Origin of the sequence: Streptomyces sp. NBC_00028, assembly GCF_045041065.1 — a bacterium.
In the GTDB taxonomy this organism is placed as follows: Bacteria; Actinomycetota; Actinomycetes; order Streptomycetales; family Streptomycetaceae; genus Streptomyces.
Genome location: NZ_CP108293.1, coordinates 6,338,198 through 6,361,536 on the forward strand (window position 1 = coordinate 6,338,198; position 23,339 = coordinate 6,361,536).

General features: G+C 70.2%; 22 protein-coding genes and 1 tRNA gene. 8 read left to right on the forward strand and 15 right to left on the reverse strand.

Annotated elements, in window-relative coordinates; all coding sequences use genetic code 11:
- Position 1: 1 nt before the first annotated feature.
- The gene (locus OG885_RS28575) at positions 2–514 is read right to left on the reverse strand and encodes a hypothetical protein (RefSeq protein WP_405736654.1); all 513 of its coding nucleotides are present in this window, start codon (positions 512–514) and stop codon (positions 2–4) included.
- 98 nt (positions 515–612) lie between these two features.
- Between OG885_RS28575 and OG885_RS28580 the strand changes: the two genes are divergently transcribed.
- The 3 genes from OG885_RS28580 to OG885_RS28590 all read left to right on the forward strand — a co-directional run bounded on the left by OG885_RS28580 (position 613) and on the right by OG885_RS28590 (position 4,291).
- Positions 613–1,317, forward strand: a complete 705-nt coding sequence (locus OG885_RS28580; protein WP_329338855.1) for a response regulator transcription factor — start codon at positions 613–615, stop codon at positions 1,315–1,317.
- Complete coding sequence (locus tag OG885_RS28585; RefSeq protein ID WP_405736657.1) at positions 1,314–2,711, forward strand: ATP-binding protein; 1,398 nt, start codon at positions 1,314–1,316, stop codon at positions 2,709–2,711. The genes OG885_RS28580 and OG885_RS28585 overlap by 4 nt, the downstream gene beginning before the upstream one ends.
- A 107-nt stretch (positions 2,712–2,818) precedes the next feature.
- Positions 2,819–4,291, forward strand: coding sequence for a cellulose binding domain-containing protein (locus OG885_RS28590; RefSeq protein ID WP_405736659.1), 1,473 nt, complete (start codon positions 2,819–2,821; stop codon positions 4,289–4,291).
- 90 nt (positions 4,292–4,381) lie between these two features.
- Here the strand turns inward: OG885_RS28590 and OG885_RS28595 are convergent, their stop codons facing one another.
- The 4 genes from OG885_RS28595 to OG885_RS28610 form a co-directional block, all read right to left on the reverse strand.
- Entirely contained in the window at positions 4,382–5,821 is a 1,440-nt protein-coding gene (locus OG885_RS28595) for a GH1 family beta-glucosidase (RefSeq protein ID WP_405736661.1), read from the reverse strand.
- 99 nt (positions 5,822–5,920) lie between these two features.
- A complete protein-coding gene (locus tag OG885_RS28600) occupies positions 5,921–6,817 on the reverse strand; it encodes a carbohydrate ABC transporter permease (RefSeq protein WP_405736664.1) in 897 nt (298 codons plus the stop codon).
- A gap of 11 nt (positions 6,818–6,828) precedes the next feature.
- Positions 6,829–7,836, reverse strand: a complete 1,008-nt coding sequence (locus OG885_RS28605; RefSeq protein WP_405736666.1) for a carbohydrate ABC transporter permease — start codon at positions 7,834–7,836, stop codon at positions 6,829–6,831.
- Between the two features lie 5 nt (positions 7,837–7,841).
- A complete protein-coding gene (locus OG885_RS28610; protein ID WP_405736668.1) occupies positions 7,842–9,158 on the reverse strand; it encodes an ABC transporter substrate-binding protein in 1,317 nt (438 codons plus the stop codon).
- A 510-nt stretch (positions 9,159–9,668) separates the two neighbouring features.
- Here OG885_RS28610 and OG885_RS28615 point away from each other — a divergent pair.
- The gene (locus tag OG885_RS28615; protein ID WP_405736670.1) at positions 9,669–10,724 is read left to right on the forward strand and encodes a LacI family DNA-binding transcriptional regulator; all 1,056 of its coding nucleotides are present in this window, start codon (positions 9,669–9,671) and stop codon (positions 10,722–10,724) included.
- 73 nt (positions 10,725–10,797) lie between these two features.
- Here OG885_RS28615 and OG885_RS28620 read toward each other — a convergent pair whose 3' ends face one another.
- Both OG885_RS28620 and OG885_RS28625 read right to left on the reverse strand, forming a co-directional pair.
- Entirely contained in the window at positions 10,798–11,304 is a 507-nt protein-coding gene (locus tag OG885_RS28620; RefSeq protein ID WP_405736672.1) for a GNAT family N-acetyltransferase, read from the reverse strand.
- Between the two features lie 13 nt (positions 11,305–11,317).
- Positions 11,318–11,890, reverse strand: coding sequence for a TetR/AcrR family transcriptional regulator (locus OG885_RS28625; protein WP_405736674.1), 573 nt, complete (start codon positions 11,888–11,890; stop codon positions 11,318–11,320).
- Between the two features lie 123 nt (positions 11,891–12,013).
- Between OG885_RS28625 and OG885_RS28630 the strand changes: the two genes are divergently transcribed.
- Positions 12,014–12,418: a nuclear transport factor 2 family protein gene (locus OG885_RS28630; RefSeq protein ID WP_405736676.1), complete on the forward strand. Its 405-nt coding sequence runs from the start codon at positions 12,014–12,016 to the stop codon at positions 12,416–12,418.
- 33 nt (positions 12,419–12,451) lie between these two features.
- Here OG885_RS28630 and OG885_RS28635 read toward each other — a convergent pair.
- The 4 genes from OG885_RS28635 to OG885_RS28650 form a co-directional block, all read right to left on the reverse strand.
- Positions 12,452–12,524, reverse strand: a tRNA-His gene (locus OG885_RS28635).
- Between the two features lie 115 nt (positions 12,525–12,639).
- Positions 12,640–13,242: an oligoribonuclease gene (orn, locus tag OG885_RS28640; protein WP_405736679.1), complete on the reverse strand. Its 603-nt coding sequence runs from the start codon at positions 13,240–13,242 to the stop codon at positions 12,640–12,642.
- 145 nt (positions 13,243–13,387) lie between these two features.
- A complete protein-coding gene (locus tag OG885_RS28645; RefSeq protein WP_405736683.1) occupies positions 13,388–14,581 on the reverse strand; it encodes a helix-turn-helix domain-containing protein in 1,194 nt (397 codons plus the stop codon).
- A 377-nt stretch (positions 14,582–14,958) separates the two neighbouring features.
- On the reverse strand, positions 14,959–15,264 hold the full coding sequence (locus tag OG885_RS28650) for a hypothetical protein (protein ID WP_405736685.1): 306 nt from the start codon (positions 15,262–15,264) through the stop codon (positions 14,959–14,961).
- A 312-nt stretch (positions 15,265–15,576) separates the two neighbouring features.
- On the opposite strand from OG885_RS28650, the gene OG885_RS28655 reads away from it, so the two are divergent.
- Positions 15,577–16,104: a universal stress protein gene (locus OG885_RS28655; protein ID WP_250078890.1), complete on the forward strand. Its 528-nt coding sequence runs from the start codon at positions 15,577–15,579 to the stop codon at positions 16,102–16,104.
- Positions 16,105–16,255: 151 nt separating this feature from the next.
- Positions 16,256–16,813: a GPR1/FUN34/YaaH family transporter gene (locus OG885_RS28660; protein WP_405736687.1), complete on the forward strand. Its 558-nt coding sequence runs from the start codon at positions 16,256–16,258 to the stop codon at positions 16,811–16,813.
- Positions 16,814–16,965: 152 nt separating this feature from the next.
- Here the strand turns inward: OG885_RS28660 and glmS are convergent, their stop codons facing one another.
- Positions 16,966–18,783 (reverse strand): glutamine--fructose-6-phosphate transaminase (isomerizing), encoded by a 1,818-nt coding sequence (gene glmS, locus OG885_RS28665; RefSeq protein WP_399961855.1) that lies wholly within the window; start codon positions 18,781–18,783, stop codon positions 16,966–16,968.
- A 12-nt stretch (positions 18,784–18,795) separates the two neighbouring features.
- Complete coding sequence (locus OG885_RS28670; protein WP_399961857.1) at positions 18,796–19,053, reverse strand: hypothetical protein; 258 nt, start codon at positions 19,051–19,053, stop codon at positions 18,796–18,798.
- 185 nt (positions 19,054–19,238) lie between these two features.
- Here OG885_RS28670 and OG885_RS28675 point away from each other — a divergent pair, with 185 nt between their 5' ends.
- A complete protein-coding gene (locus OG885_RS28675) occupies positions 19,239–20,795 on the forward strand; it encodes a fibronectin type III domain-containing protein (RefSeq protein WP_405736692.1) in 1,557 nt (518 codons plus the stop codon).
- Between the two features lie 17 nt (positions 20,796–20,812).
- Here OG885_RS28675 and OG885_RS28680 read toward each other — a convergent pair whose 3' ends face one another.
- Entirely contained in the window at positions 20,813–21,706 is an 894-nt protein-coding gene (locus OG885_RS28680) for a DUF4429 domain-containing protein (RefSeq protein ID WP_405736695.1), read from the reverse strand.
- A 34-nt stretch (positions 21,707–21,740) separates the two neighbouring features.
- Positions 21,741–23,216, reverse strand: coding sequence for an RICIN domain-containing protein (locus OG885_RS28685; RefSeq protein ID WP_405736697.1), 1,476 nt, complete (start codon positions 23,214–23,216; stop codon positions 21,741–21,743).
- Positions 23,217–23,339: the final 123 nt, after the last annotated feature.

Consider the following 23,339-nt stretch of genomic DNA (forward strand, 5'->3'; position numbering starts at 1 on the left):
GCTAGTACGTCCCGACATCCACCCGCGGCGCGCTGTCGTGCCAGGTGCAGAACACCGAAACCCGGTCCGCGCCGGAGGCGAACTCCACCCGGATCCACGTCTCCGTCTTCCACACCTGCATCGACCAGCCCGCGGCCGGCGTCGCCGACACCAGCGTCGCGGAGCTCTCGCCGAGCGAGAACACCGCCCGGCCGCCCTCGGTGTCGTAGCTCTTGACCTCACCGGAGACGGTGGGGGAGGGACTCGGGGACTTCGTCGGGGTCTTCGAGGGGGCCGGCGTGGGGGACGGCTCCCGTGACGCCGTGCTCCTCGACGGGGACGCGGACGGCCGGGCCGTCGACGACGCCAGCGGCTTCGACTCCTGCGTGGTCTGCTCCGCCACCGTGATGGGCAGGGCACGCGGCGGGTCGTAGGCCGTGCCCGCCATGACCGTGTGCACACCCCACCACGACAGCGTGACCGCCGCGCCCGTGGCGAGCGACCAAGCCAGTACGTGTACGAGTCCTCTGCGCATCGCCGGTCATACTGCCTCACGGACACCATGAGTCGCACCGGTGGGGAGTTATCCACAGGCAGGGATGCGGCTCGGCCGTATGGCGTACGGTGCGGCGCATGGCAAGTGTGCTCGTGGTCGAGGACGACCAGTTCGTACGCTCGGCGCTGATCCGGCAGCTGACCGACGCCGCCCACACGGTGCGGAGTGTCGGTACGGCGCTGGAGGCGCTGCGCGAGGTCGCCCATTTCCGTTTCGACGTCGTCATCCTCGACCTCGGTCTGCCCGACCTGGACGGGTCCGAGGCGCTGAAGATGCTGCGCGGGATCACCGACGTACCGGTGATCATCGCCACGGCCAGGGACGACGAGGCGGAGATCGTGCGCCTGCTGAACGCGGGAGCGGACGACTATCTGACCAAGCCCTTCTCGGTGGAACACCTCTCCGCCCGAATGGCCGCCGTCCTGCGCCGCTCCCGGGCCGTCGTCGGGGAGGCGGCCCCGGAGTCCGTGCTGCGCGTGGGCGGCCTGACCGTCGACCCGCTGCGCCGCCAGGCCGAACTGGACGGCGTCCGACTGGACCTCACCCGCCGCGAGTTCGACCTCCTCGCCTTCCTCGCCGGCCGCCCCGGTGTGGTCGTCCCCCGCAAGGAACTGCTCGCCGAGGTGTGGCAGCAGTCCTACGGTGACGACCAGACCATCGACGTCCATCTGTCCTGGCTCCGCCGGAAGTTGGGGGAGACCGCGGCCAGGCCCCGCTATCTGCACACCCTGCGGGGTGTCGGGGTGAAGCTGGAGCCACCCGGCGGGGGGCTGCCGCTGTGAGGTGGGCACTCGTCAAGGTCTGTCTGGCCGTCACCACCATGGTCGTGGTCGCCTTCGCGATCCCGCTCGGCCTCGTCATCAAGGAGATGGCCCGGGACCGCGCCTTCTCCAACGCCGAACGGGAAGCGGCCGCCGTCGCCCCCGCCCTGTCCATCACCACCGACCGGGACCAGCTGGAGCGGGTCGTCGCCTCCGCGGGCTCGGAGGACGGGATGGCCGTGCACATACCGGCGAGCGGCCAGGACCAGGCCGTCGACATCGGACGGCGGCGCGCCGCCGCCGACGACGTGGCGACCGTGCGCAGACTCGGCCGCGCCTCCACCACCGAGGTGCCGGGCGGCTCCACGCTGCTCCAGCCGGTCGCGCTGAGCTCCGGCGAGATCGCGGTCGTCGAGGTGTACGTCCCCGAGGCCGAGGTCAGCAACGGGGTGGCCACGGCATGGGCGGTGCTCGCCGGGGTCGGCGTCGCGCTGATCGTCGGCTCGGTCGCGGTCGCCGACCGGCTGGGCGTACGGATGGTGCAGCCCGCGCAGAAGCTGGTCGAGGGCGCGCATGAGCTGGGGGAGGGGAAGCTGGGCGCGCGGGTGCCCGAGGAAGGGCCCGACGAACTGCGGCTGGCCGCGGTCGCGTTCAACTCCATGGCCGACCAGGTCGTGCAACTGCTCGCCAACGAGCGTGAGTTGGCGGCCGACCTGTCGCATCGCCTCCGTACTCCGCTCACCGTGCTGCGGCTCAACGCCGCCTCGCTCGGGGACGGGCCCGCCGCCGAGCAGACCCGGGCCGCGGTCGCCCAGCTGGAGCGGGAGGTCGACACGATCATCCGGACCGCGCGGGAGGCCAAGCCGCAGACCGCGGCCGCCGGGCCCGGCACCGGGTGCGACGCCGCCGAAGTGGTGCGGGAGCGGATGGCGTTCTGGTCGGCGCTGGCCGAGGACGAGGGACGCAAGGTGCGGGTGGCCGGGGTGGAGCGGCCGGTGCGCATACCTGTCGCCCGCGCCGATCTGGCCGCCGCGCTGGACGCCCTGCTCGGCAACGTCTTCCGGCACACCCCCGAGGGCACCGCCTTCGCGGTCGACGTGCACAACGGCGAGGACGCGGTGATCGTGCTGGTGTCCGACGCGGGGCCCGGAATCCTGGACCCCGAGGCCGCGATGGCCCGCGGGCGGGGCTCCGGCAACGCGGGGTCGACCGGGCTCGGCCTGGACATCGTGCGCCGGCTCGCGGAGGAGACCGGCGGGGACGTACGGATCGGCTCGTCGGTGCTCGGCGGCACCGAGGTGCGGATCTGGATCCAGCTGGACGGGCGGGTGCCCGAGCGCCGGGGGCACCGGGTGCGACGGCGTCGTACCGGACGATTGGTCTCGACCTTTAACCGTCCCCGATCCCTTCCTTAAGCGCACCCTAAGATCGCCAACCGCCGTCCGGATCAGGCGCTTTGCCCGTTTCCGGCTCGCTAGCGTGCTGCCGCACCCCACCCCCGAACAACGAAGGCAGGCACGCCATGAGCACGCACCGGCGCAAGGTGAGCGGCAGAAACAAGGTGATCGCCGGGGCCGTCGCCGCGGCCGTGGTCGGTGGCGGCGCGATCCTGCTCACCGGCACCGCCCAGGCCGCCGGGATCGGCGCCGCGTACACGAAGACCAGTGACTGGTCGACGGGTTACACCGCCCAGTACGTGGTGACGAACAACAGCGGCGCGGCCAAGAAGGACTGGAAGCTGGAGTTCGACCTGCCCTCGGGCGCCAAGCTGAGCTCGCTGTGGAACGCCGAGTCGGGCGTGAGCGGACAGCACATCACCGTGACCTCGGCCAAGTGGGACACCGACGGCCTGGCCGCCGGCGAGTCCGTCACCGTCGGCTTCGTCGTCAACGGCACCGGCGCCCCGACCGGCTGTCGCATCGACGGCACCACCTGCTCCACGGACGCCACCGCCACCCCGGAGCCGACCGGCCGCCCCACGGAGACCGCGACGGCCTCCCCCTCCCCGACGGCGACCGGCAAGCCCACCGCCACGGCAACCCCCGCCCCCACCCCGACCGCCACGGCCAGCCCCTCGCAGAGCACCGGCACGGGAACCACCACCAGCGCCGGCTTCGCCCCCTACGTCGACACCTCCCTCTACCCGGCCTTCGACCTGGTCGCGAGCGCCACCGCCACCGGCGTGAAGGACTACAACCTCGCCTTCGTCACCGACGGCGGCGGCTGCACCCCCAAGTGGGGTGGCGTCACGGACCTCGCGAGCGACGCGGTCGCCGCACAGATCGGCGCCCTGCGCGCCAAGGGCGGCGACGTCCGCGTCTCCTTCGGCGGCGCGGCGGGCAGCGAACTGGCCACGACCTGCTCCTCGGCGGACGCGCTGGCCACGGCCTACGCCAAGGTCGTGGACGCCTACGACCTCACCAAGGTCGACTTCGACGTCGAGGGCGGCGCGCTGCCCAACACCACGGCGAACACCAACCGCGCCAAGGCGATAGCCAAGCTCCAGGCCCAGCACCCGGACCTGGACGTCTCCTTCACCCTCCCCGTCATGCCCGAGGGCCTGACCCAGGACGGCGTGAACCTCCTGTCCAACGCCAAGTCCAACGGCGTCGGCATCGACACCGTCAACATCATGGCGATGGACTACGGCCCCGCCTACAGCGGCGACATGGGCACCTACGCCGAGCAGGCCGCGACGGCCACGCAGGCCCAGGTCAAGAGCGTGCTGGGGCTGAGCGACAGCGCAGCCTGGAAGGCCGTCGCCGTGACGCCCATGATCGGTGTCAACGACGTCACCAGCGAGATCTTCAAGGTCGAGGACGCCACCCAGCTCGTGAACTTCGCGAAGTCCAAGGGACTCGGCTGGCTCTCCATGTGGTCCGCCACCCGCGACAAGCAGTGCTCCGGCGGCGCCAAGACCTACGCCGACGCCACATGCAGCTCGATCGTCCAGGACGAGCACGCGTTCTCGAAGGCCTTCGCGGCCTACAACTGACCTGCAACTGCCCTTCCCCCCACGAGAAAAGCGGGGCGCGGCATCCCCCTCGGATGCCGCGCCCCTTTCCCCGTTCCCCCATCCCGGTGGCTAGATCTCCGCGGTGACCGGCGGAAGCGTCCCCGTCCGCGCCGCCTGCCCGTACCACAGGGCGCTCGACTTCGGCGTACGGGCGAGGGTCGCGTAGTCGACGTACACCGCGCCGAAGCGCTTCTCGTAGCCGTACGCCCACTCGAAGTTGTCCATCAGGGACCACAGGAAGTAACCGCGGACGTCCGCGCCCTCCGCTATGGCCCGGCGGACCGCGCGCAGATGGCCGTGGAGGTAGGCGATCCGCTCCGGGTCGTGGACCCGGCCGTCGGGGTCGGGCTTGTCGTCGTAGGCCGCGCCGTTCTCCGTCACGTACAGCGGCAGACCCGGGGCCTCGCGCGTGTAGCGCATGATCAGGTCGTGCAGGCCGGTCGGGTCGATCGTCCAGCCCATCTCCGTGCGCTCGCCCGGCGTCTGGTGGAAGGCGACGTCGTCCGCGGCCGGCCAGGGGGAGTGGTCGCTGGAGCCGTGACCGTCCGCGCGAGGCGCGGCGAGGTCGGCGTCGGCCGCCGAGACCAGCGTCGGCGTGTAGTAGTTGAGGCCCAGCGCGTCCAACGGCTGGTTGATCAGCGCGAGGTCGCCGTCCTCGACGTAGGACCAGTCGGTGAGCAGCTCCGTCGCCGCGAACAGCGACTCCGGGTACGCCCCGTGCAGGATCGGGCCGTGGAAGATCCCGTTGGCCAGGTCGTCGATCTTCCGTACCGCGGCCAGGTCGGCGGGGTCCTGCGAAAGCGGCCTGACCACGGACGAGTTGAGGCTCACCGCGACCGAGTTACGGGCCGGCATCGCCGCCCGCAGGGCCGAGGCACCGAGGCCGTGCGCCAGGTTGAGGTGGTGCGCGGCCTTCAGGGAGGCGGCCGGGTCGGTGCGGCCGGGCGCGTGGACACCGGACGAGTAGCCCAGGAAGGCGCTGCACCACGGCTCGTTGAGGGTGATCCACTGCTCCACCCGGTCGCCCAGCGCCTCGCCGACGATCTGCGCGTACTCCGCGAACCGGTACGCCGTGTCCCGCTCCGGCCAGCCGCCCGCGTCCTCCAGCTCCTGCGGCAGATCCCAGTGGTAGAGGGTGACGGCGGGCTTGATGCCCTTCGACAGCAGTTCGTCGACCAGCTTGCGGTAGAAGTCCAGGCCGCGCTGGACCGCCGGGCCGCGTCCGGTCGGCTGCACCCGGGACCAGGAGACCGAGAAGCGGTACGCGTTCAGCCCGATGTCCGCCATCATCGCCACGTCGTCGCGGTAGCGGTGGTAGTGGTCGACAGCGATGTCACCGTGCTCGCCGCCCGCGGTCTTGCCGGGCGTATGGCTGAAGGTGTCCCAGATCGAGGGCGTACGGCCGTCCTCCCGCGCCGCCCCCTCGATCTGGTACGCGGAGGTCGCGGCGCCCCAGAGGAAGGCGGGAGGAAAGGTCACCGGGGTCGCCGGCGTTGCGGGTTCAGGCATGGAAGCGCTCCCATTGGAGGTCGTGGAGACCGACGGGTAGATGGGGGGAAGGAGAAGGGGCCGAGGCGGCGGTGACCCGGCCCCCGGGAAAGCGGGAGGTCAGCCCTTGACGGCGCCCTGCATGATGCCGCCGACGATCTGCTTGCCGAAGATCGCGAAGACCACCAACAGCGGCAGCGTGCCGAGCAGCGCGCCCGCCATGATCAGGGACTGGTCGGGCGTGTAGCCGCGGCCCAGGCCCGCGACCGCGACCTGCACGGTCGGGTTGCCGTTCTGGGTGAGCACCAGGAACGGCCACAGGAAGTCGTTCCAGGTCTGCACGAACATCAGCATGCCGAGCACGGCCATGGCGGGGCGGGCGGCCGGGAACACCACGTGCCAGATGACCCGCCAACTGTTCGCGCCGTCCACCCGGGCGGCCTCGATGATCTCGTCGGGCAGCGCCTGGAGCAGGTACTGCCGCATGAAGAACACGCCGAACGCGCTGACCAGCGAGGGCAGGATCACCGCCTGCAGCTGGTCGGACCAGTCGAGCTTGGCGACCATCATGTACAGCGGGATCACGCTCAGCTGCGGCGGCACCATCATGGTGCCGATCACGATCAGCATCAGGGCACCGCGGCCCTTGAACCGCAGCTTGGCGAAGGCGAACCCGGCGATCGTCGACAGGAAGACGATGGTCACGGCCGAGATGCCCGCCACGAACGTGGTGTTGATGAACGCCTCGCCCAGGTTGGCGTCGTTCCAGGCGATCTCCAGCTTGTCGAACAGGCCCCCGCCGAACCACATCGGCGGCGGGTTCTCCGCCAGCCGCTGGTTGTCGCGGGAGGCGGCGATCGCCGTCCACACCAGCGGGAACAGCGAGCCGAGGGTGAACAGGATCAGGATCAGATACGCGATCGGACCGGCGTGCAGGGTGCCGCCCGCACGGGCCGACTTGGGGCGCCGGGGACGCTTCGCCTCGTCGGCCGGCGGTTTGGTGAGTGTCGTCGTCACGGCCGGTTCTCCTAACTACTGGCGCGCAGCCGGCGCGAGATGACGTAGTTGATGATTCCGACCACGATGAGGATCAGGAACATCGTCCAGGCGATCGCGGAGGCACGGCCCAGGTGCTGGTTGACCCAGCCCTGCTCGTACAGATACAGGCCGAGCGTCTGGAACTGGTGGGTGGAGCCGCCGGACGCACCCTTGTTCGCGTCGAACAGCAGCGGCTCGCCGAAGAGCTGGGAGGCGCCGATGGTCGAGACGACCACGGTGAACAGGATCGTCGGCCGCAGCGACGGCAGCGTCACATGGAAGAACTGCTGCCAGCGGCTGGCGCCGTCGAGCGCCGCGGACTCGTACAGGTCCTGCGGGATCGCCTGCATCGCGGCCAGATAGATCAGCGCGTTGTACCCCGTCCACCGCCAGATGACGATCGAGGACACTGCGATCTGCGACGGCCACTTGTCGTTCTGCCAGTCGATCTTGCCGATGCCGACCTGGTCGAGGACCCAGTTGATCATGCCGTAGTCGCGGCCGAAGAGCAGGACGAAGACGAGCGAGGCGGCGGCGATCGACGTCGCGTACGGGGCGAGCATCGCGACCCGGTAGAAGGTCGAGCCACGCAGCTTGTAGTTGAGGATGTGCGCGAGGCCCATCGCCATCAGCAGCTGCGGGACCGTCGCGATGATCCCGATGGTCAGCGTGTTCTTCGCCGCGTTCCAGAAGAAGTCGTCGTCGAAGATCCGCGTGTAGTTCCGGAAGCCCACCCAGTGCATGTCGGTGGGCGCGGTCAGCTCCACCTGATGCAGCGAGGCCCACCCGGTGTAGATCAGCGGGAACAGGCCGAACGCCAGGAACAGCAGGAAGAACGGCGAGACGAAGGCGTACGGGCTCCAGCGCATGTCCCGCTGCCAGCGGCGGGAAAGCCGGGCGCGGCGGCGCTCGTCCTCCGGAGGCCCCGCGGTCGGGCGGGCCGGGGCCGCGCCCCCCTTGAGGGGGGACGCGGCGGTGGTGTCGTGCCCAGTGGTCATACGGGTCACTGGTCCAGGTTGTTGTCGATGGTCTTGGTGGCCGTCTCCCAGGCTTCCTTGGCGGACTTGCCCTGGGTCACGAGGATCACGCCGTTGTCGGTGAGACCCTGCTGGATGATCTGGTCCTTCGGACCGATCGACTGCACGGGGATGTTCTTGGCGGCCTCGGCGAAGATCGTGCCGATCGGCGCGTCACCCGTCATGTCGTTCTTGGCGTTCTTCACCGCGTCCGAGTCGTACGCGGCCGGGGTGCTCGGGAAGCTGCCCTGGACGGCGAAGAGCTTGGCCTGCTGCTCCGGGGCGGTCAGCCAGGCGGCGAGCTTGGCGGCCTCCTCGGTGTTCTTGCCGGACTTGGGCACGGACAGGAAGGAACCGCCCCAGTTACCGGACTTCGGCGCCTGGGCGACGTCCCACTTGCCCTTGGCGTCGGCCTTCGACTTGCCCTTGATGTAGCCGAGCATCCACGGCGGGCAGGACATCGCGGCGAACTTGCTGTTGGCGATCGTCGTGTCCCAGGCGGGCTGGAACTGCGTCTGGTTGCCGATCAGTCCGGCCTCGGCGGCCTTGGCGGTGAGGTCGAAGGCGGACTTCACGGCCGGGTTGGTCTTGTAGATGACCTTGCCGGAGGCGTCGTAGAAGCGCTCCTCCTCACTGCTGACGATGGCCTGGAGCAGACCGCCGGGGGAGTCCAGGAAGGTCGTGCCCTTGGCCTTCTTCTGGTACTGCTTGCCGACGTCGACGAACTTGTCCCAGCTGCCCGCCCACAGCTTGCCGACCTCCTCGCGGTCGGTCGGCAGACCGGCCGCCTTGAACAGGTCCTTGCGGTAGCAGATGGCCATCGGGCCGACGTCCGTGCCGAGCGCGACGGTCTGGCCGCCGGAGGTGGTGGCCTGCTTCCACTTCCAGCCCAGGTAGTCGCTCTCCTTGCCGTACTTCGACAGGTCGAGCAGCTTGGCGGACTGGGTCTGGACGATCTCGGCGATGTTGCCGACCTCGACCATCTGGATGTCCTGGAGACCACTGTTGGTGGTGAGGTGGTTCAGCAGCGCCGGGTAGTAGTTCTCGTTGCGCTCGACGACGGTCTGCTCGATGTGGATGTTCGGGTGGAGCTTCTCGTACTCCTTGTACAGGCCCGACTCCTTGAAGCCGGCGGTGCCGAAGAGGCCGAGGGTGATCGTGGTCTTACCGCCGCCACCGCCCGACGACTCGTTGCTGTCGTCGTTGCCGTCGTCGGCACAGCCGGCCAGCAGCCCGGCGCCCAGCGACGCTACGGCCGCGAGGACGACCACCCTGCGACGGGCGGTTCGGGTACGTGCTCGCATTGAGTCCTCCTGTTGCCCTGACGTGCCGACCCCCCGGCCAACTGCATTGTTGGGCCCGTTAGTTTCTCGCGGCGGCTCGGGCGGGGAACGTGCGGGATGTGTATGTGTCAGGTACTGTGGGAGCGCTCCCACCAGTGATGAGTTGAAGAGTCGTCGGTCTCGGCGGGGGTGTCAAGGGCACGGACAGTGCGATATCGCTTCGAGATGTTTCTTTCGCTGAAGGGGGGAGGCTGATCTGTTCGTATGCGATCTGTCGGGTACGCGGACGGCTTCCTTGGTGCGAGGCCCGTCGGGGAGGCCTCGGGGGCGTTCGAGGTTGCCTTCGCGAACTCCCGTACCCAGTGTTGCGTGCAAGTCTGAACGCACAGTGCTCCGGCAAGCGGAACCGAAGCGGAATCTGTGGGCGGGTGCCGTCGTACCGGATACGAGATGTTGTCGCTGGATCCCGGTCCGATCACGACTGTTAGATTCCAGGCCAACGTAGGTGAGAACGGCGGGAGGCGGAGCCACATGGCAAGCCACGGGGCGCGAGCTCGGAGCGGTGGCCGGCCCACCCTCGAAGAGGTGGCCGCACGCGCCGGAGTGGGGCGTGGCACGGTCTCCCGGGTCATCAACGGCTCGCCGCGGGTCAGCGACGCGACGCGCGCCGCGGTGGAGGCGGCGGTCGCGGAGCTGGGGTACGTCCCGAACACGGCGGCCCGCGCCCTCGCGGCGAACCGCACGGACGCGATCGCGCTCGTCGTCCCCGAGCCGGAGACCCGGTTCTTCGCGGAGCCGTACTTCTCGGACATGCTGAAGGGCGTCGCGGCGGAACTGTCCGACACCGAGATGCAGTTGCTGCTGATCTTCGCGGGCAACGACAAGGAGCGCCGCCGGCTGGCCCAGTACCTCGCCGCCCACCGGGTCGACGGCGTGCTGCTGGTCTCGGTCCACGCCGACGACCCGCTGCCCGACCTGCTGTCCCAGCTGGAGATCCCGGCGGTGATCAGCGGCCCGCGCTCGGCGCTGGAGACGCTGCCGTCGGTCGACTCCGACAACTACGGCGGCGCCCGCCAGGCGGTCGAACATCTGCTGTCCCGCGGCCACCGCCGCATCGCCCACATCACCGGCCGCCTCGACGTGTACGGCGCCCAGCGCCGTGTCGACGGCTACCGCGACGCCCTGCTGGACGCGGGCCTCGGCTCGGACGAGGCGCTGATCGAGGCGGGTGACTTCACGGAGGAGGGCGGCAGCCGGGCGATGGCGGCGTTGCTGTCCCGCCGGCCCGACCTGGACGCGGTCTTCGCCGCCTCCGACGTCACCGCGGCCGGCGCCCGCCAGGCCCTCAGGGAGGCGGGCCGCCGCATCCCCGACGACGTGGCGCTGGTCGGCTACGACGACTCCGCCATAGCCCGCCACATGGAGCCGCCCCTCACCAGCGTCCGCCAGCCCATCGCCGAGATGGGCCGCCAAATGATCAACCTCCTCCTGACCGAGATCGCGGACCGCCGCCCGGCCGCGTCCAGGGAGCTGGACCGACGCCAGGTGGAACTGGTGACGGAACTGGTGGCGCGGGCTTCGTCGTAGCGTCCGGAACGTTGCGGGACACCCGCACCTGAACGACGGCCGGTGTTGTCCGGAGTCACGCCCCCTCAGCCCCTCAGCCCCCCAGCGACAGCCGCCACACCACCTCTCCCTCGTCGTCCACCTCCTGTGTCGGCGACAACCCCGCCGCTCTCGCCACCGCCGCGGAGGCCTGGTGGGCGGGGTGGATGTGGGCCGTGATCGTGCGGATGTAGTGGCGGACGAGCCAGGTGGTCAGGGCGCGGGCCGCTTCCGTGGCGAGGCCCCGGCCCTGCCAGGGGGTGCCGGTGATCCAGGCGATCTCCGCCGCGCGGCGGGCCGGGGTGACCGTCGCCTGGACGGTGCCGATCAGGCAGTCGGCCGTGCGCAGGCGCAGGACCCAGTTGTGCCAGGAGACGGCCGGGTCCGGTGAGCCGGCGGTCAGGCGTTCGTAGCGGGCGCGCAGGGCCTCCGGGCAGAGGGGCTCGCCGCCGATGTACGTGTGCAGGGCGGGGTCGGCCAGGACGCCCGACATCTCCGCCGCGTGCTCCACCGCCAGCGGGACGAGGTCCAGGCGGGCCGTGCGGATGGGCTCGGTCAGCACGGGGGCTCCTCTCTCAAGCAGGCGGATCCGTCAGGGCCTTGAGGGCGGGACGGAGCAGTGCGGCCACCCGGTCCGCGGGGACCTCGCGAAGGGCGGGCAGGCCCAGGAGCTGGTGGCCGATGGTGATGCCGACCAGGGCGGTGACGGCCAGCGCGGCGCGCAGCTCGGCGTCGTCCTCGGCGGCGCTCGGGAGGGTGGCGGCCAGGCCGTCGATCTGCCGCGTCATCGCCGTACGGGCGTGCTCCGCCGCCGCCGGGTCGGTGAGCATCGAGCGCAGGGTGGCCAGGGTGCCGTCGGGAAGCCCGCCGAGTTTGACGCCGAGGGTGGTGAGGAGCTGGTCGACGACGCCGTCCGGGTCTTTGACCTCCCCGAGGTCCGGGGGCGCCACGACCGCTTCCGTGAACAGGTCCCGCTTGCTGCCGAAGTGCTGCATCACCAGTGCCGGGTCCACCCCGGCCCCCGCCGCCACCGCACGGATCGTCGTCCGCTCGAAGCCCCGCTCGGCGAACAGCCCGCGGGCGCTCTCCAGGATCCGGGCCCGGCTGGCGAGGCGCCGCTCGGCGCGGGTCATGGCAGGTTCGCTCACCCGTTCACTCACTCCTTCACTCACCCGTTCACTCTACAAGCGTTGACCGGTGCGGTGGAGCGGTCGTAGAGTCGGTGACTCAACAACTGTTGAGTGAAATGTCGAGTGAAAGGGGTGGGGCGCATGAGTGGTCCTCGGGATGTGCTCGCTCGCTACTACCAGGCCATGCGCGACAAGTCGGCCGACGATCTCGCGGATCTCTACGCCGAGGACGCGGTGCATGAGTTCCCGTTCGCGAGCCCCGGCTTCCCGCCGCGGTTCCAGGGGAGGGAGGCGGTGCGGGCGGGATACCGGGGGGCGTGGGGGCGCAGCCCCGTGCGGGTAGAGCGGATCGAGGTGGCGGCCGTCCATGACACCGGCGACCCGGAGGTGGTCGTCGCCGAGCACACCGTGGTGGCGTCCCTGCCCGGGCGGACGGGGACCGTCGACGTACCGGGTCTGCTGGTGCTGCGCGTACGGGACGGCGAGCTGGTTCAAGTCCGCGACTACATGGACGGGTTCGGGGTGCGCAACGCAATCGGCCGGTGACCTTGTTGCCAAGGTCACCGGCCGACTGTTCAGGGTGAGTGACGGGACTCGAACCCGCGGCATCCTGGACCACAACCAGGTGCTCTACCAGCTGAGCTACACCCACCATGACCGGCGAGGGATTTTGTGGTGTTCCCTACCGGCCGAGAAAAAGTGTACAGGGTCCGAAGGGGTGCTCGCGCACGGCTTTTACGGCGCCCCTCCGGAGGACCCTCATCCGCCTACTGAGCAGGCAGTACGTGCTTGGCCGCGATCGTGCGCGCGGTGTCCGAGTCGGGGCCGGGCTGCGGCACGAAGATGGCCTCCCGGTAGTAGCGCAGCTCCGCGATCGACTCGCGGATGTCGGCGAGGGCGCGGTGGTTGCCGTTCTTCTCGGGGCTGTTGAAGTAGGCGCGCGGGTACCAGCGGCGGGCCAGTTCCTTCACCGAGGAGACATCGACGATGCGGTAGTGGAGGTAGCCCTCCAGCGCCGTCATGTCCCGGGCCAGGAAACCGCGGTCGGTGCCCACCGAGTTGCCGCACAGGGGAGCCTTGCCGGCTTCCTTGACGTGCTCCCGGATGTAGGCGAGGACCTGTTCCTCGGCGTCGGCGAGCGTGGTGCCGCCCGCCAGCTCGTCGAGCAGTCCGGACGCGGTGTGCATCTGACGCACCACCTCCGGCATCGTCTCCAGCGCCCGGGCCGGCGGGCGGATGACGATGTCCACTCCTTCGCCGAGTACGTTCAGCTCGGAGTCGGTGACGAGGGCGGCTACCTCGATGAGAGCGTCGTCGGACAGCGAGAGGCCGGTCATCTCGCAGTCGATCCACACCATGCGATCGTTCATGCGAACACCCTAAAGCTGGTGTCGCGGTTTGGGAGGACCGGTGGTGCAGCCAGTCTCCCGGCCACGGCCATGATCGCGGCACGGCATGGCGGAACGCCGGACGGGATGAGTGGATCACCCCGTCCGGCGTCGACGCCTCAGCGCCTCACGAGCCGCTGCGCTGCCCCGGCAGACTCGCCGACAGCTGCGCCGCCGGACCCATCGCGCTCGCCGCCGCCGTACGGCGGGTCTGGAGCGGGACCGGACCGGCCTCCGGGTGGAGGAGCGGCGGCCCCGAGGGGCCCGTGGCGCCGTCGGTGTCGGTCGGCGGCCTGTCGCCCTGGGGACGCCGGGCCCGGTACGCCGCCCGGTACGCGGCGGGCGACGAGCCCAGCTGGCGGCGGAAGTGCCCGCGCAGCGCCACCGGCGACCGGAAGCCGCAGCGGCCCGCGACCTCGTCCACCGAGTAGTCCGATGTCTCCAGCAGACGCTGGGCCTGCAACACCCGCTGGGTGATCAGCCACTGGAGAGGGGCCGATCCCGTCAGCGAGCGGAAGCGGCGGTCGAAGGTGCGTCGCGACATGTACGCCCTCGCCGCCAGCGTCTCCACGTCGAACTGTTCGTGGAGGTGCTCCAGCGCCCAGGCGACGACCTCGGCGAGCGGGTCGGCGCCGATCTCCTCAGGTAAAGACCTGTCGAGGTAGCGCTCCTGACCGCCCGAGCGGCGCGGGGGCACGACCAGACGCCGGGCCAGTGCGCCCGCCGCCTCGTTGCCGTGGTCCGTGCGCACGATGTGGAGGCAGAGGTCGATGCCGGCCGCCGTGCCGGCGGAGGTCAGCACGTCGCCGTCGTCCACGAAGAGTTCTCGTGGATCGACGTGCACCGACGGGTAGCGCTTGGCCAGCGTCGGCGCGTACATCCAGTGTGTGGTCGCGGGGCGGCCGTCCAGCAGGCCCGCCGCGGCGAGGACGAAGGCACCCGTGCACAGCCCGACGATACGGGCGCCTTCCTCGTGCGCCCGACGCAGTGCGTCGAGTGCTTCCTCGGGCGGTGGCGAGGTGATCGAACGCCAGGCCGGCACGACGACCGTGCCCGCCCGCGAGATCGCCTCCAGGCCATGTGGCGCGGTGAGTTCCAGGCCCCCTGTGGTCCGCAGCGGGCCTTCCTCGCCGCCGCACACCAGCAAGCGGTAGCGCGGCACGCCGGCGTCCTGGCGGTCGATCCCGAACACCGACAGCGGTATGGAACTCTCGAAGATGGGGCCGCCGCTGAACAGCAGCACCGCGACGATCTCCTTGCGGCGTCGCCCGGACAGTTTCCGGGCCGCGGCTTCCGGCGCGGCAGTGGAGTCGTGGCTCATACTGCTAAGCCCCCCTCGGTGGTCGCGGCTCCTCGGTTGTGTCGCTCCTGCACGTTTCCCCTCGGTCCTGCACGAGTCCCCCGCCGTAAGACGTCAAGATCGAATCTACTGTGTCCCGTGGTGCCGGGGTGACCAGTTCGGCAACCGGCACATTGTCGACATGGCAACTTGGCGTGAAGCATTCGATCACGAAGCGTTGCACTCACGGGCCGTGCAGGGAAGTGCGCCTCGTCGTAGTGGCCAATCCACGAGGGGTGCGAAGGGGCCCCGGGACCCTTTCCGTGCAGGTCGAACGGGGGGTGGGGGGTGCCGGGAGCAACGGATGTGCGGGGCCGAGAAGTTGGCTGAAAAGATACGGGTCCGTGCATGGAAACCGGTCACGCGACCGGTGAGTTTCCCCCAGTGTGACGACCGCCTCGATGAGACCCGGATCCGGTCCTGTGACGACGGCCACGATGGGGTGCGTGTTCCTCGGCGAGCAAGCGTGCCGCGCCGCGCTCCGACTGCCGCAGCAGCACCCGGCAGACCGCCGTGACGGCGGCGAGCCCCAGGGCGGTGCCCGCGGCGCCGGCGAGCGAGGAGCCGTACCAGACAAGGACCACCGGCACGAGGACGCAACTGAAGGCCGCCCAGCGGACCACGTCCGTGGCGGATTCGTCGGAGGGCGGTCGGTGTCCGGACATGGAGTGCTCCCTGGGGGTGGCTCGCGGGGTTCAACGCCCGTTCGACGGGTCGGTCACTGCCCGCAGGGCCCTTCGGGGGGCCATGGAGACCTGAACCCTGTGCAAACCGCCTGTACAGCGCAGCAACCATTGCGTTACGGGCGCACCCTCGTGCATGCTCCCTGGAACCTCTCACTGACCGTGAGCGGGATATGGGCGAAGGAGGCGTGCCGCCGTACCCTTGGGGGTATGGGGTTGGGAAGATGATTCCCGGACACAGCTCCGCCGCACACTGTCGTCCCTCCCACTAAGGATCACAACGCCGAGACAGCCATGGCCGGTCACGAATTCTTCGAACCCGCGGACCGCAAGCGGCCCGTCGCCGATCCCACGGCGGCCGAGCCCCTGGCGGCGGAAGAGCCACGCCATTCCTGCGACCCCGCCTTCAAGCACGGCGTCGTCGTGGGCTTCGACGGCTCCACCTCCAGCGAGCGCGCCCTCGCGTACGCCATCGGTATGGCCCACCGCTCCGGCTCGGCCCTGATCATCGTCCATGTCGCCAACCGGCTGCCCACCACCGTGTGGGCGGGCTGCGAGCCGCCGGTCTTCGTGGACGTCCCGGACCATCGCACCGAGGTTCTCGGTCTTGAGCTGGCCTGTGCGGACTATCTCGCCGAAGTGCCCTGGATCCTCGTCGAGCGCGGCGGCGACATCTGCCATGAACTCGAAGAGGTCGGGCGGGAGTACGAGGCGGACGCGATCGTCGTCGGGTCGACCCACGGGATCGTGGGGCGCATCTTCGGCTCCGTCGCCGGGCGACTCGCCAAGCGGGCCAAGCGTCCCGTCGTCGTCATTCCGTAACTCGTCGTTCTCCCAGGTGAGATGCGAACCGGGAACGCCCCCTCCCTGTTGTGCAACGCCCAAATCTACTGGTGCGTAGAGGTGTTTGTGCCTTTGTGAAGGGCATATATCGCACACACCGCACAACTGCACAGCATGAAGGGAGCCCGCCGTGGACAACGACGTCTCCGCGGGAGCAACCACCACCATCGTCGGCCGACTCGCCCTCGGGATCACCCTCCTGGCGTTCGGGCTCGGCCACACCGACGTGATCGACGGCGTGACAGCCGCTGACGCCGTGTCAATCGCCCATTACGTGGGCGGAATCGCCCTCTTCGTCGCCGGGCTCATGGCCTTCCGCGACCGCGACACCGCCAACGGGACCGCGTTCACGGCGCTGGGCGCGCTGTGGCTCACGTGGGCCGTCTCCGACGCCGGATCCGCCAACGCGGCCGGGCTGTTCTTCCTGCTCTTCGCCCTCGTGGCGCTGTCCCTCACCCTCGCCGGTGGGGACCAACTCGGGCAGGGCACCTACGGGTTGCTCTTCGTGTCCCTCGTGCTGATGGCCATCGCGGCCTTCGCCGACAACGGGGGGCTCGGCAAGGTGGGTGGCTGGTTCGCGGTCGCGGCGGGGGCGGTTGCTTGGTACGCGGCCACTGCTGCGTTGGCTCATTGGCCGACGGTGCTTCCTGGGCGTGCTGCCGGTCGGGGCGTGACGGCAACCGGCTAACTGGCAGCCGACGTCGGGGTATTGGGCGGCCCCGGCGCTATGAGAGCGGACCCCCCGTGATGGGTGGCATCACGTGGGGGTCCGTTCCGTCGCGTTGGCCGCTGCGGGTGTGTGGGGGTTGCTCGCGCAGTTCCCCGCGCCCCTAACAGCCTTTACTCAACCGTCACTGATTTGGCGAGGTTCCTGGGCTTGTCAATGTCCCGTCCCAGGGCCAATGCCGTGTGGTACGCCAGGAGTTGGAGGGGGATGCCCAGGAGGATGGGGTCGAGTTCGTCCTCGTTCTTCGGGACGACGATGGTGTGGTCGGCCTTTTCCTGGTGCTGGTGGGCGACCGCGAGGATCTTGCCGCTGCGGGCCTTGATCTCCTCCATCGCGGCGCGGTTCTTCTCCAGCAGGTCGTCGTCGGGGACGATCGCGACCGTGGGGAGGGCGGGCTCGATCAGGGCCAGCGGGCCGTGCTTGAGCTCGGAGGCCGGGTAGGCCTCGGCGTGGATGTAGGAGACCTCCTTGAGCTTCAGGGAGGCCTCACGGGCCACCGGGTAGCCCCGGACGCGGCCGATGAAGAGCATCGAGCGGGCGTCGGTGTACTGCTCGGCCAGCTTCTTGATCTCCTCCTCCTGGTCGAGGATCTCGGAGATCTGGGCGGGCAGCTTGCGCAGGCCCTCGATGATGCGCTTGCCGTCGCGGACCGAGAGGTCGCGGGTGCGGCCCAGGTGCAGGGCGAGCAGCGCGAAGGCGACCGTGGTGTTGGTGAAGCACTTCGTGGAGACCACGCAGACCTCGGGACCCGCGTGGACGTAGATGCCGCCGTCCGCCTCACGGGCGATCGCGGAGCCCACCACGTTCACCACGCCCAGGACGCGGGCGCCCTTGCGCTTCAGCTCCTGGACGGCCGCGAGGACGTCGTAGGTCTCGCCGGACTGGGAGACCGCGATGTAGAGCGTGTCGGGGTCCACGACCGCGTTGCGGTAGCGGAACTCGGAGGCCGGCTCGGCGTCCGCGGGGATGCGGGCCAGCTCCTCGATCATCTGCGCGCCGATCATGCCGGCGTGGTACGAGGTGCCGCAGCCGAGGATCTTCACGCGGCGGATCTGGCGGGCCTCGCGGGCGTCCAGGTTCAGGCCGCCGAGGTGGACCGTGGAGAAGCGGTCGTCGATGCGGCCGCGCAGGACGCGGTCGACGGCGTCCGCCTGCTCGTGGACCTCCTTGTGCATGTACGTGTCGTGGCCGCCCATGTCGTAGGAGGCCGCCTCCCACTCGACCGTGGTCGGCTCGGACGTCGTACGGGTGCCCTCGGTGGTGTACGTGCGGAAGTCGTCGGCCTTCAGGGTGGCCATCTCGCCGTCGTCCAACGTCACTATCTGCCGCGTGTGGGCGACCAGGGCGGCGATGTCCGAGGCGACGAACATCTCCTTCTCGCCGATGCCGAGGACGACCGGGGAACCGTTGCGGGCGACGACGATGCGGTCCGGGAAGTCGGCGTGCAGGACGGCGATGCCGTAGGTGCCCTCGATGAGGCGGAGGGTCTCGCGGACCTTGTCCTCCAGCTTCTCCGCGGTGGAGCGGGAGATCAGGTGGACGAGGACCTCGGTGTCGGTCTCGGAGAGGAACTCGACGCCGTCGGCCTCCAGCTTGCGGCGCAGGTCGGAGGCGTTGTCGATGATGCCGTTGTGGACGACGGCGACCCGGCCCTCGGCGTCGAGGTGCGGGTGGGCGTTGGCGTCGGAGGGGGCGCCGTGGGTGGCCCAGCGGGTGTGGGCGATGCCGGTCGTGCCCTTGAAGCGGGCCGGGACCTTGGCCTCCAGGTCGCGGACGCGGCCCTTGGCCTTGACGGTCCTCAGTCCGGCCGTCTTCGGCGCGGTGATGGCGATGCCGGCCGAGTCGTAGCCCCGGTACTCCAGGCGCTGGAGGCCCTCCAGGAGGAGGGGGGCCACGTCACGCTTGCCGATGTATCCGACGATTCCGCACATATATACGTATTCCTAGCCGTAGACGATCCGGCGCAGCTGGCGGAGCGTGAGCTCCGGTGGGGCCACCGCCCGGTATTTCAGGTCCGCCTCGATCCGGTCGAAGATCTCCGCGTTCACCAGGCCCTGAGCCTGGAGCTCGCGGTGGCGGCGACGGACGTACACCTCGGTCGTCTCGTCGAAGTAGGCGAGCACGTCCTGGACCACCCGCAGCGCCTCGCCCCGCTGGAGGGGCGTGGTGCGGGTCAGGTGATCAACAAGGTCGTCGTGCACTCGGTAGATCCTGGGGTATCGGCGGCCCCCTCGCAAGAATCCTGCCCGATATCGGGCAGAGCGCTGTAGAAACTCTTAGAACAACATTGAATCTCTTATGAGGCCGTGTTCGTGACCTGGCCACCCGGCGTCTTGCATCTCGTTGCCTGAGGGGACGAGTTTCGGTCGTCATGGACATTCCTCGCATGGGAGTACCGGAGCAGCTCGCCGAGCGCATGAGCATGGCCGAGCAGCACGAGTACCTGCGCGCCAGATTCTCCCGGCGCACGATGATCAGGGGCGGCGCGGTCACGCTGGGCGCCGTCGCGGGCGGCGCGTTCGTGCCCGGCGCCACGGCCCAGGCCACGCCCATGGCCGCCCCGCGCACCGAGACCGTCGACGGGGCGCTCGTCGCCCCCTTCGGCCGCCACCTCGCCTACGGCAACGACCCGCGCACCGAGATGACCGTCTCGTGGCAGGTTCCGGTCGCCGTGAAGAAGCCCTTCCTCCGGATCGGCGCCCACCCCTGGGACCTCTCCCGCAAGATCGAGGCCGAGGTCCGCACCCTCTACACCCCGGCGGGTGTGGGGACGAGCGCCGACCACACCCAGTACTACATCCACGCCAAGCTGACCCACCTCAAGCCCGGCAAGACGTACTACTACGGCGTCGGCCACCAGGGCTTCGACCCCGCCGCCCCGCACCTCGCCGGCACCCTCGGCACCTTCACCACCGCCCCCGCCCACAAGGCGCCCTTCACCTTCACCGCCTTCGGCGACCAGGGCGTCAGCTACCACGGCCTCGCCAACGACAGCCTGCTCCTCGGCCAGAACCCGGCCTTCCACCTGCACGCCGGCGACATCGCCTACGCCGACCCGGCCGGGCAGGGCAAGTCCGCCGACACCGGCTTCGACTCGCGGGTCTGGGACCAGTTCCTCGCCCAGACCGAGTCGGTCGCCAAGTCCGTGCCGTGGATGGTGAGTTACGGCAACCACGACATGGAGGCCTGGTACTCGCCCAACGGCTACGGTGGCGAGGAGGCCCGCTTCACGCTCCCCGACAACGGGCCGGACAAGAAGAACCTCCCGGGCGTCTACTCCTTCGTCCACGGCAACACCGCGATCATCTCCCTCGACCCGAACGACGTGTCGTACGAGATCCCCGCCAACCTCGGCATCTCCGGCGGGACGCAGACCACGTGGTTCGAGGGGCAGTTGAGGAAGCTCCGGGCCCGGCCCGACATCGACTTCGTCGTCGTCTTCTTCCACCACTGCGCCTACTGCACCTCCACCGCGCACGCCTCCGAGGGCGGTGTACGGCAGGAGTGGGTGCCGCTGTTCGAGAAGTACACGGTGGACCTGGTCATCAACGGCCACAACCACCAGTACGAGCGGACGGACGTCATCAAGGGCGACAAGGTCGTCAAGAAGCTGCCGATCGGCGAGACGGCCTACCCGGAGACCGAGGGCGTCGTCTACGTGACGGCCGGTGCGGCGGGACGCAGCCTCTACGCGTTCACCGCGCCCGACTCCTACGAGGGCCACCTGAACGAGGTCGACTCCGTCGCCTCCTTCGTCAACACCAAGGACGGCAAGGTCAACGAGACCGTCACCTGGTCCCGGGTGCGGTATCTCAACTACTCGTTCCTGCGGGTGGACGTGGAACCGGCGCCGCGCGGGCACTACGCCAAGCTGAAGGTGTCCGGCATCGCCGAGACCGGCGACCGGATCGACCACTTCACGGTGGCCCGCAAGGCCAAGTAGCCGCGCCGGCAAGGGGCTTACATCCGTTTGAGGATCGCCTGCTTGGCCATCGTGAACTCCTCGTCCGTCAGCACGCCCGTGCGGCGCAGCTCGCCGAGCTCGCGCAGACGGCGCAGGAGGGCGTCATGGCCGTCCTCGACGGGCGCGACCGGGAGGGAAGGCGTTTCCGGTCGTGGGTCCAGGGCCTTGTGTACGTCGACGGTGGCCGCCCGGGCCGGGTGGGGGAGCCTGGCCTGGACGGCCGCCGCGATCAGGGCCATCAGCGGGTCCTTCTTGAAGCCCCACAGCTCCACCGAGTGGGGGTCGTACTTCGGCGGCGCCTTCGTCGGCGCGTGCTTCACCGTGAAGCGGAGATGGCCGTTGTCCAGACCCGCCGCCGGGAGCCACTCCACGGCGGCGAGGTCGCTGAGGGGGAGGGTACGGATGCCGGCGGCGGCCTTGGCGTCCTCCGTCTTCCAGTTCCACTCCAGGCGGACCCGGTCACCGTCGAAGGACGCGGTGCCGTCGCCGGCGGAGAACGACAGCGGGACGGCGGGGCCGGGGAGCAGATACTCGGTCACCGGGGTCACCGGAACCTGGTCGAGGAGGAGGGCCTCGCGGACCTCGTCCACGAAGTACTCGGCGACGCCGTAGCGGTCGGACTCGACGATCAGCTGATAGGGGTCGTTGGGTTCGGTGAGGCGGCCGCCGGTCGCGTGCAGCAGCGGATCGGCGCCGTCGCGCAGCCGCAGCCTGAGCCGCCCGGCCTTGCGGCCCTGCTCGAAGGAGATCCCCGCCAACGCACCGAGCGGGACGACGAGTTCACCCAGGGACGTGCGGAACAGGCTGACGTTCTTGTCGCGTCCCGGGGTCAGGCGCAGGGCGTCGCCGTCGAAGGCCCAGGTACCGTCCCGCTGGATGATTTCCGCCATGGGGCAAGTCTGGCATTGGGGTCGCGGGTGACGGTCAGTCGCCGAGTGCCTTCGTCAGGTCGGCGGTGGCCTTGAATCGGATCGCCTCGCCGCTCCCGGTCGTCGCCAGCATGCGGACCTCTCCGGCGCGGATGCCGACGGCGATGTCCTGGTTGTCCTGGCACACGAGGGTGAAGGTGCCGTCCGTGTGGGTCCTGAGGAGGAACGCCTGGTCCTCGGGGTAGGGGGCGTCGTCGCCCTGCTGGTAGGCGCAGGGGCGCAGTTGCATGGGGTCGCCGGTGACGCGGTCGCCCGCGATGTCGAGGCAGAACGTCGAGGAGACGTGCTCCAGGGCGTACGTGTTCCTGCCGGACGGGACGACGTTCCACCGTTGCGTCGGGCCCTCCGTACAGGCGACGGTCTTCGGGGCGTTGTCGAAGGAGGTGCCGGCGTCGGCGGCGACACAGCGTCCGCTGCCGGTGTTCTCCAGGGCGAGGGTGGCGATCGACGTGCCGCTGCTCGGGGAGGGGGAGGCGGACGTCGGCGCCGGACCGGTGGCCGAGGGGGCGGTGGCGGCGTCGGCGGCCTGGGCGGTGGAGTCCTCGCCGCCGAGCAGCTTCAGGGCGACCGTGGTGGCCACGGCGGTGACGACGACCGCGACGGCCACGGCGAGGACGGGGCGGCGTCTGCGGGGGGCCTCCGGGAGCGGCGGAGGCGTGGTCCTGGGCTCCGGGGCGGGCTCCTGGGGTGCCGGGGCGGCCGGCTCCGGCTGGGGTTGTTGTGCCGCCCGGTAGGCAGGGCCGCCCCACACCAGCACCTGGTCGACCAGCAGGGCCCGCAACTCCTCCGGGGGGCCGGAGGTGAGCGTGTGCAGGACGGTGACGTCGTGGGTGCAGAAACGGCAGCCGTCCAGGTGCTGCTGGAGGTCGTCGGGGGTCTCGCGGTGGGTGCCGCGGGCGATCGCGCCGAGCATGGTGCCGTAGTGCACACAGCGGGCGTCCGCCGTGCGCTCGGCGCGCAGCCGCAGGAACCCGTCGGCCAGCCGGGCGCGGGCCGACTCCGCCATCGCCTCGACGAACTCCTCCGAGGTACCGAGGACCTGCGCGGCGAACGCCGTCTCGCCCTGTTCGGCCCGGCACAGCCACAGCGCGGCGCGCGGCTGGTCGGCCAGGGTGGCGAAGGCGGCCAGGAGCAGCGAGGTGTGCTCCACCCGGCGCAGGGTGTCGGCCGGCCCGAACGTGTCGGCCGCGCGCTGCGACCAGGACCGGAACCCCGGGCGCAGCAGCGCCGCCCGTTCGCCGCGGACCCAGGTGTCCGCGGTGCGGCGCACATCGGTCAGCAACTCCAGGCGGCCGGTGGGCCCTTGTCGGTGCGCGGCATGGGCGAGGACCTCGGCGGCGAGTTCGGCGGCGGCGTGCTGCTTGCCGCAGAACGCGCCCGCGTACGCGCGCACCGCCGACACGTCCTCCAACGGGACACCCGGCGCCGGGGCGTGGGCGGTACCGGCTTGCTGTGCGGTGTGCTCGGACATCTTCGTCTCCCCCCAAGGAGCCGTCACGGCAAGGTGTGGACCGTAGCGGCCCTGCCTGTGACGGGGCTGTGCACTTCCGCACCGGGCCGGTTACCCGGCAGAGTGGTCTGCACCAATCCTGGG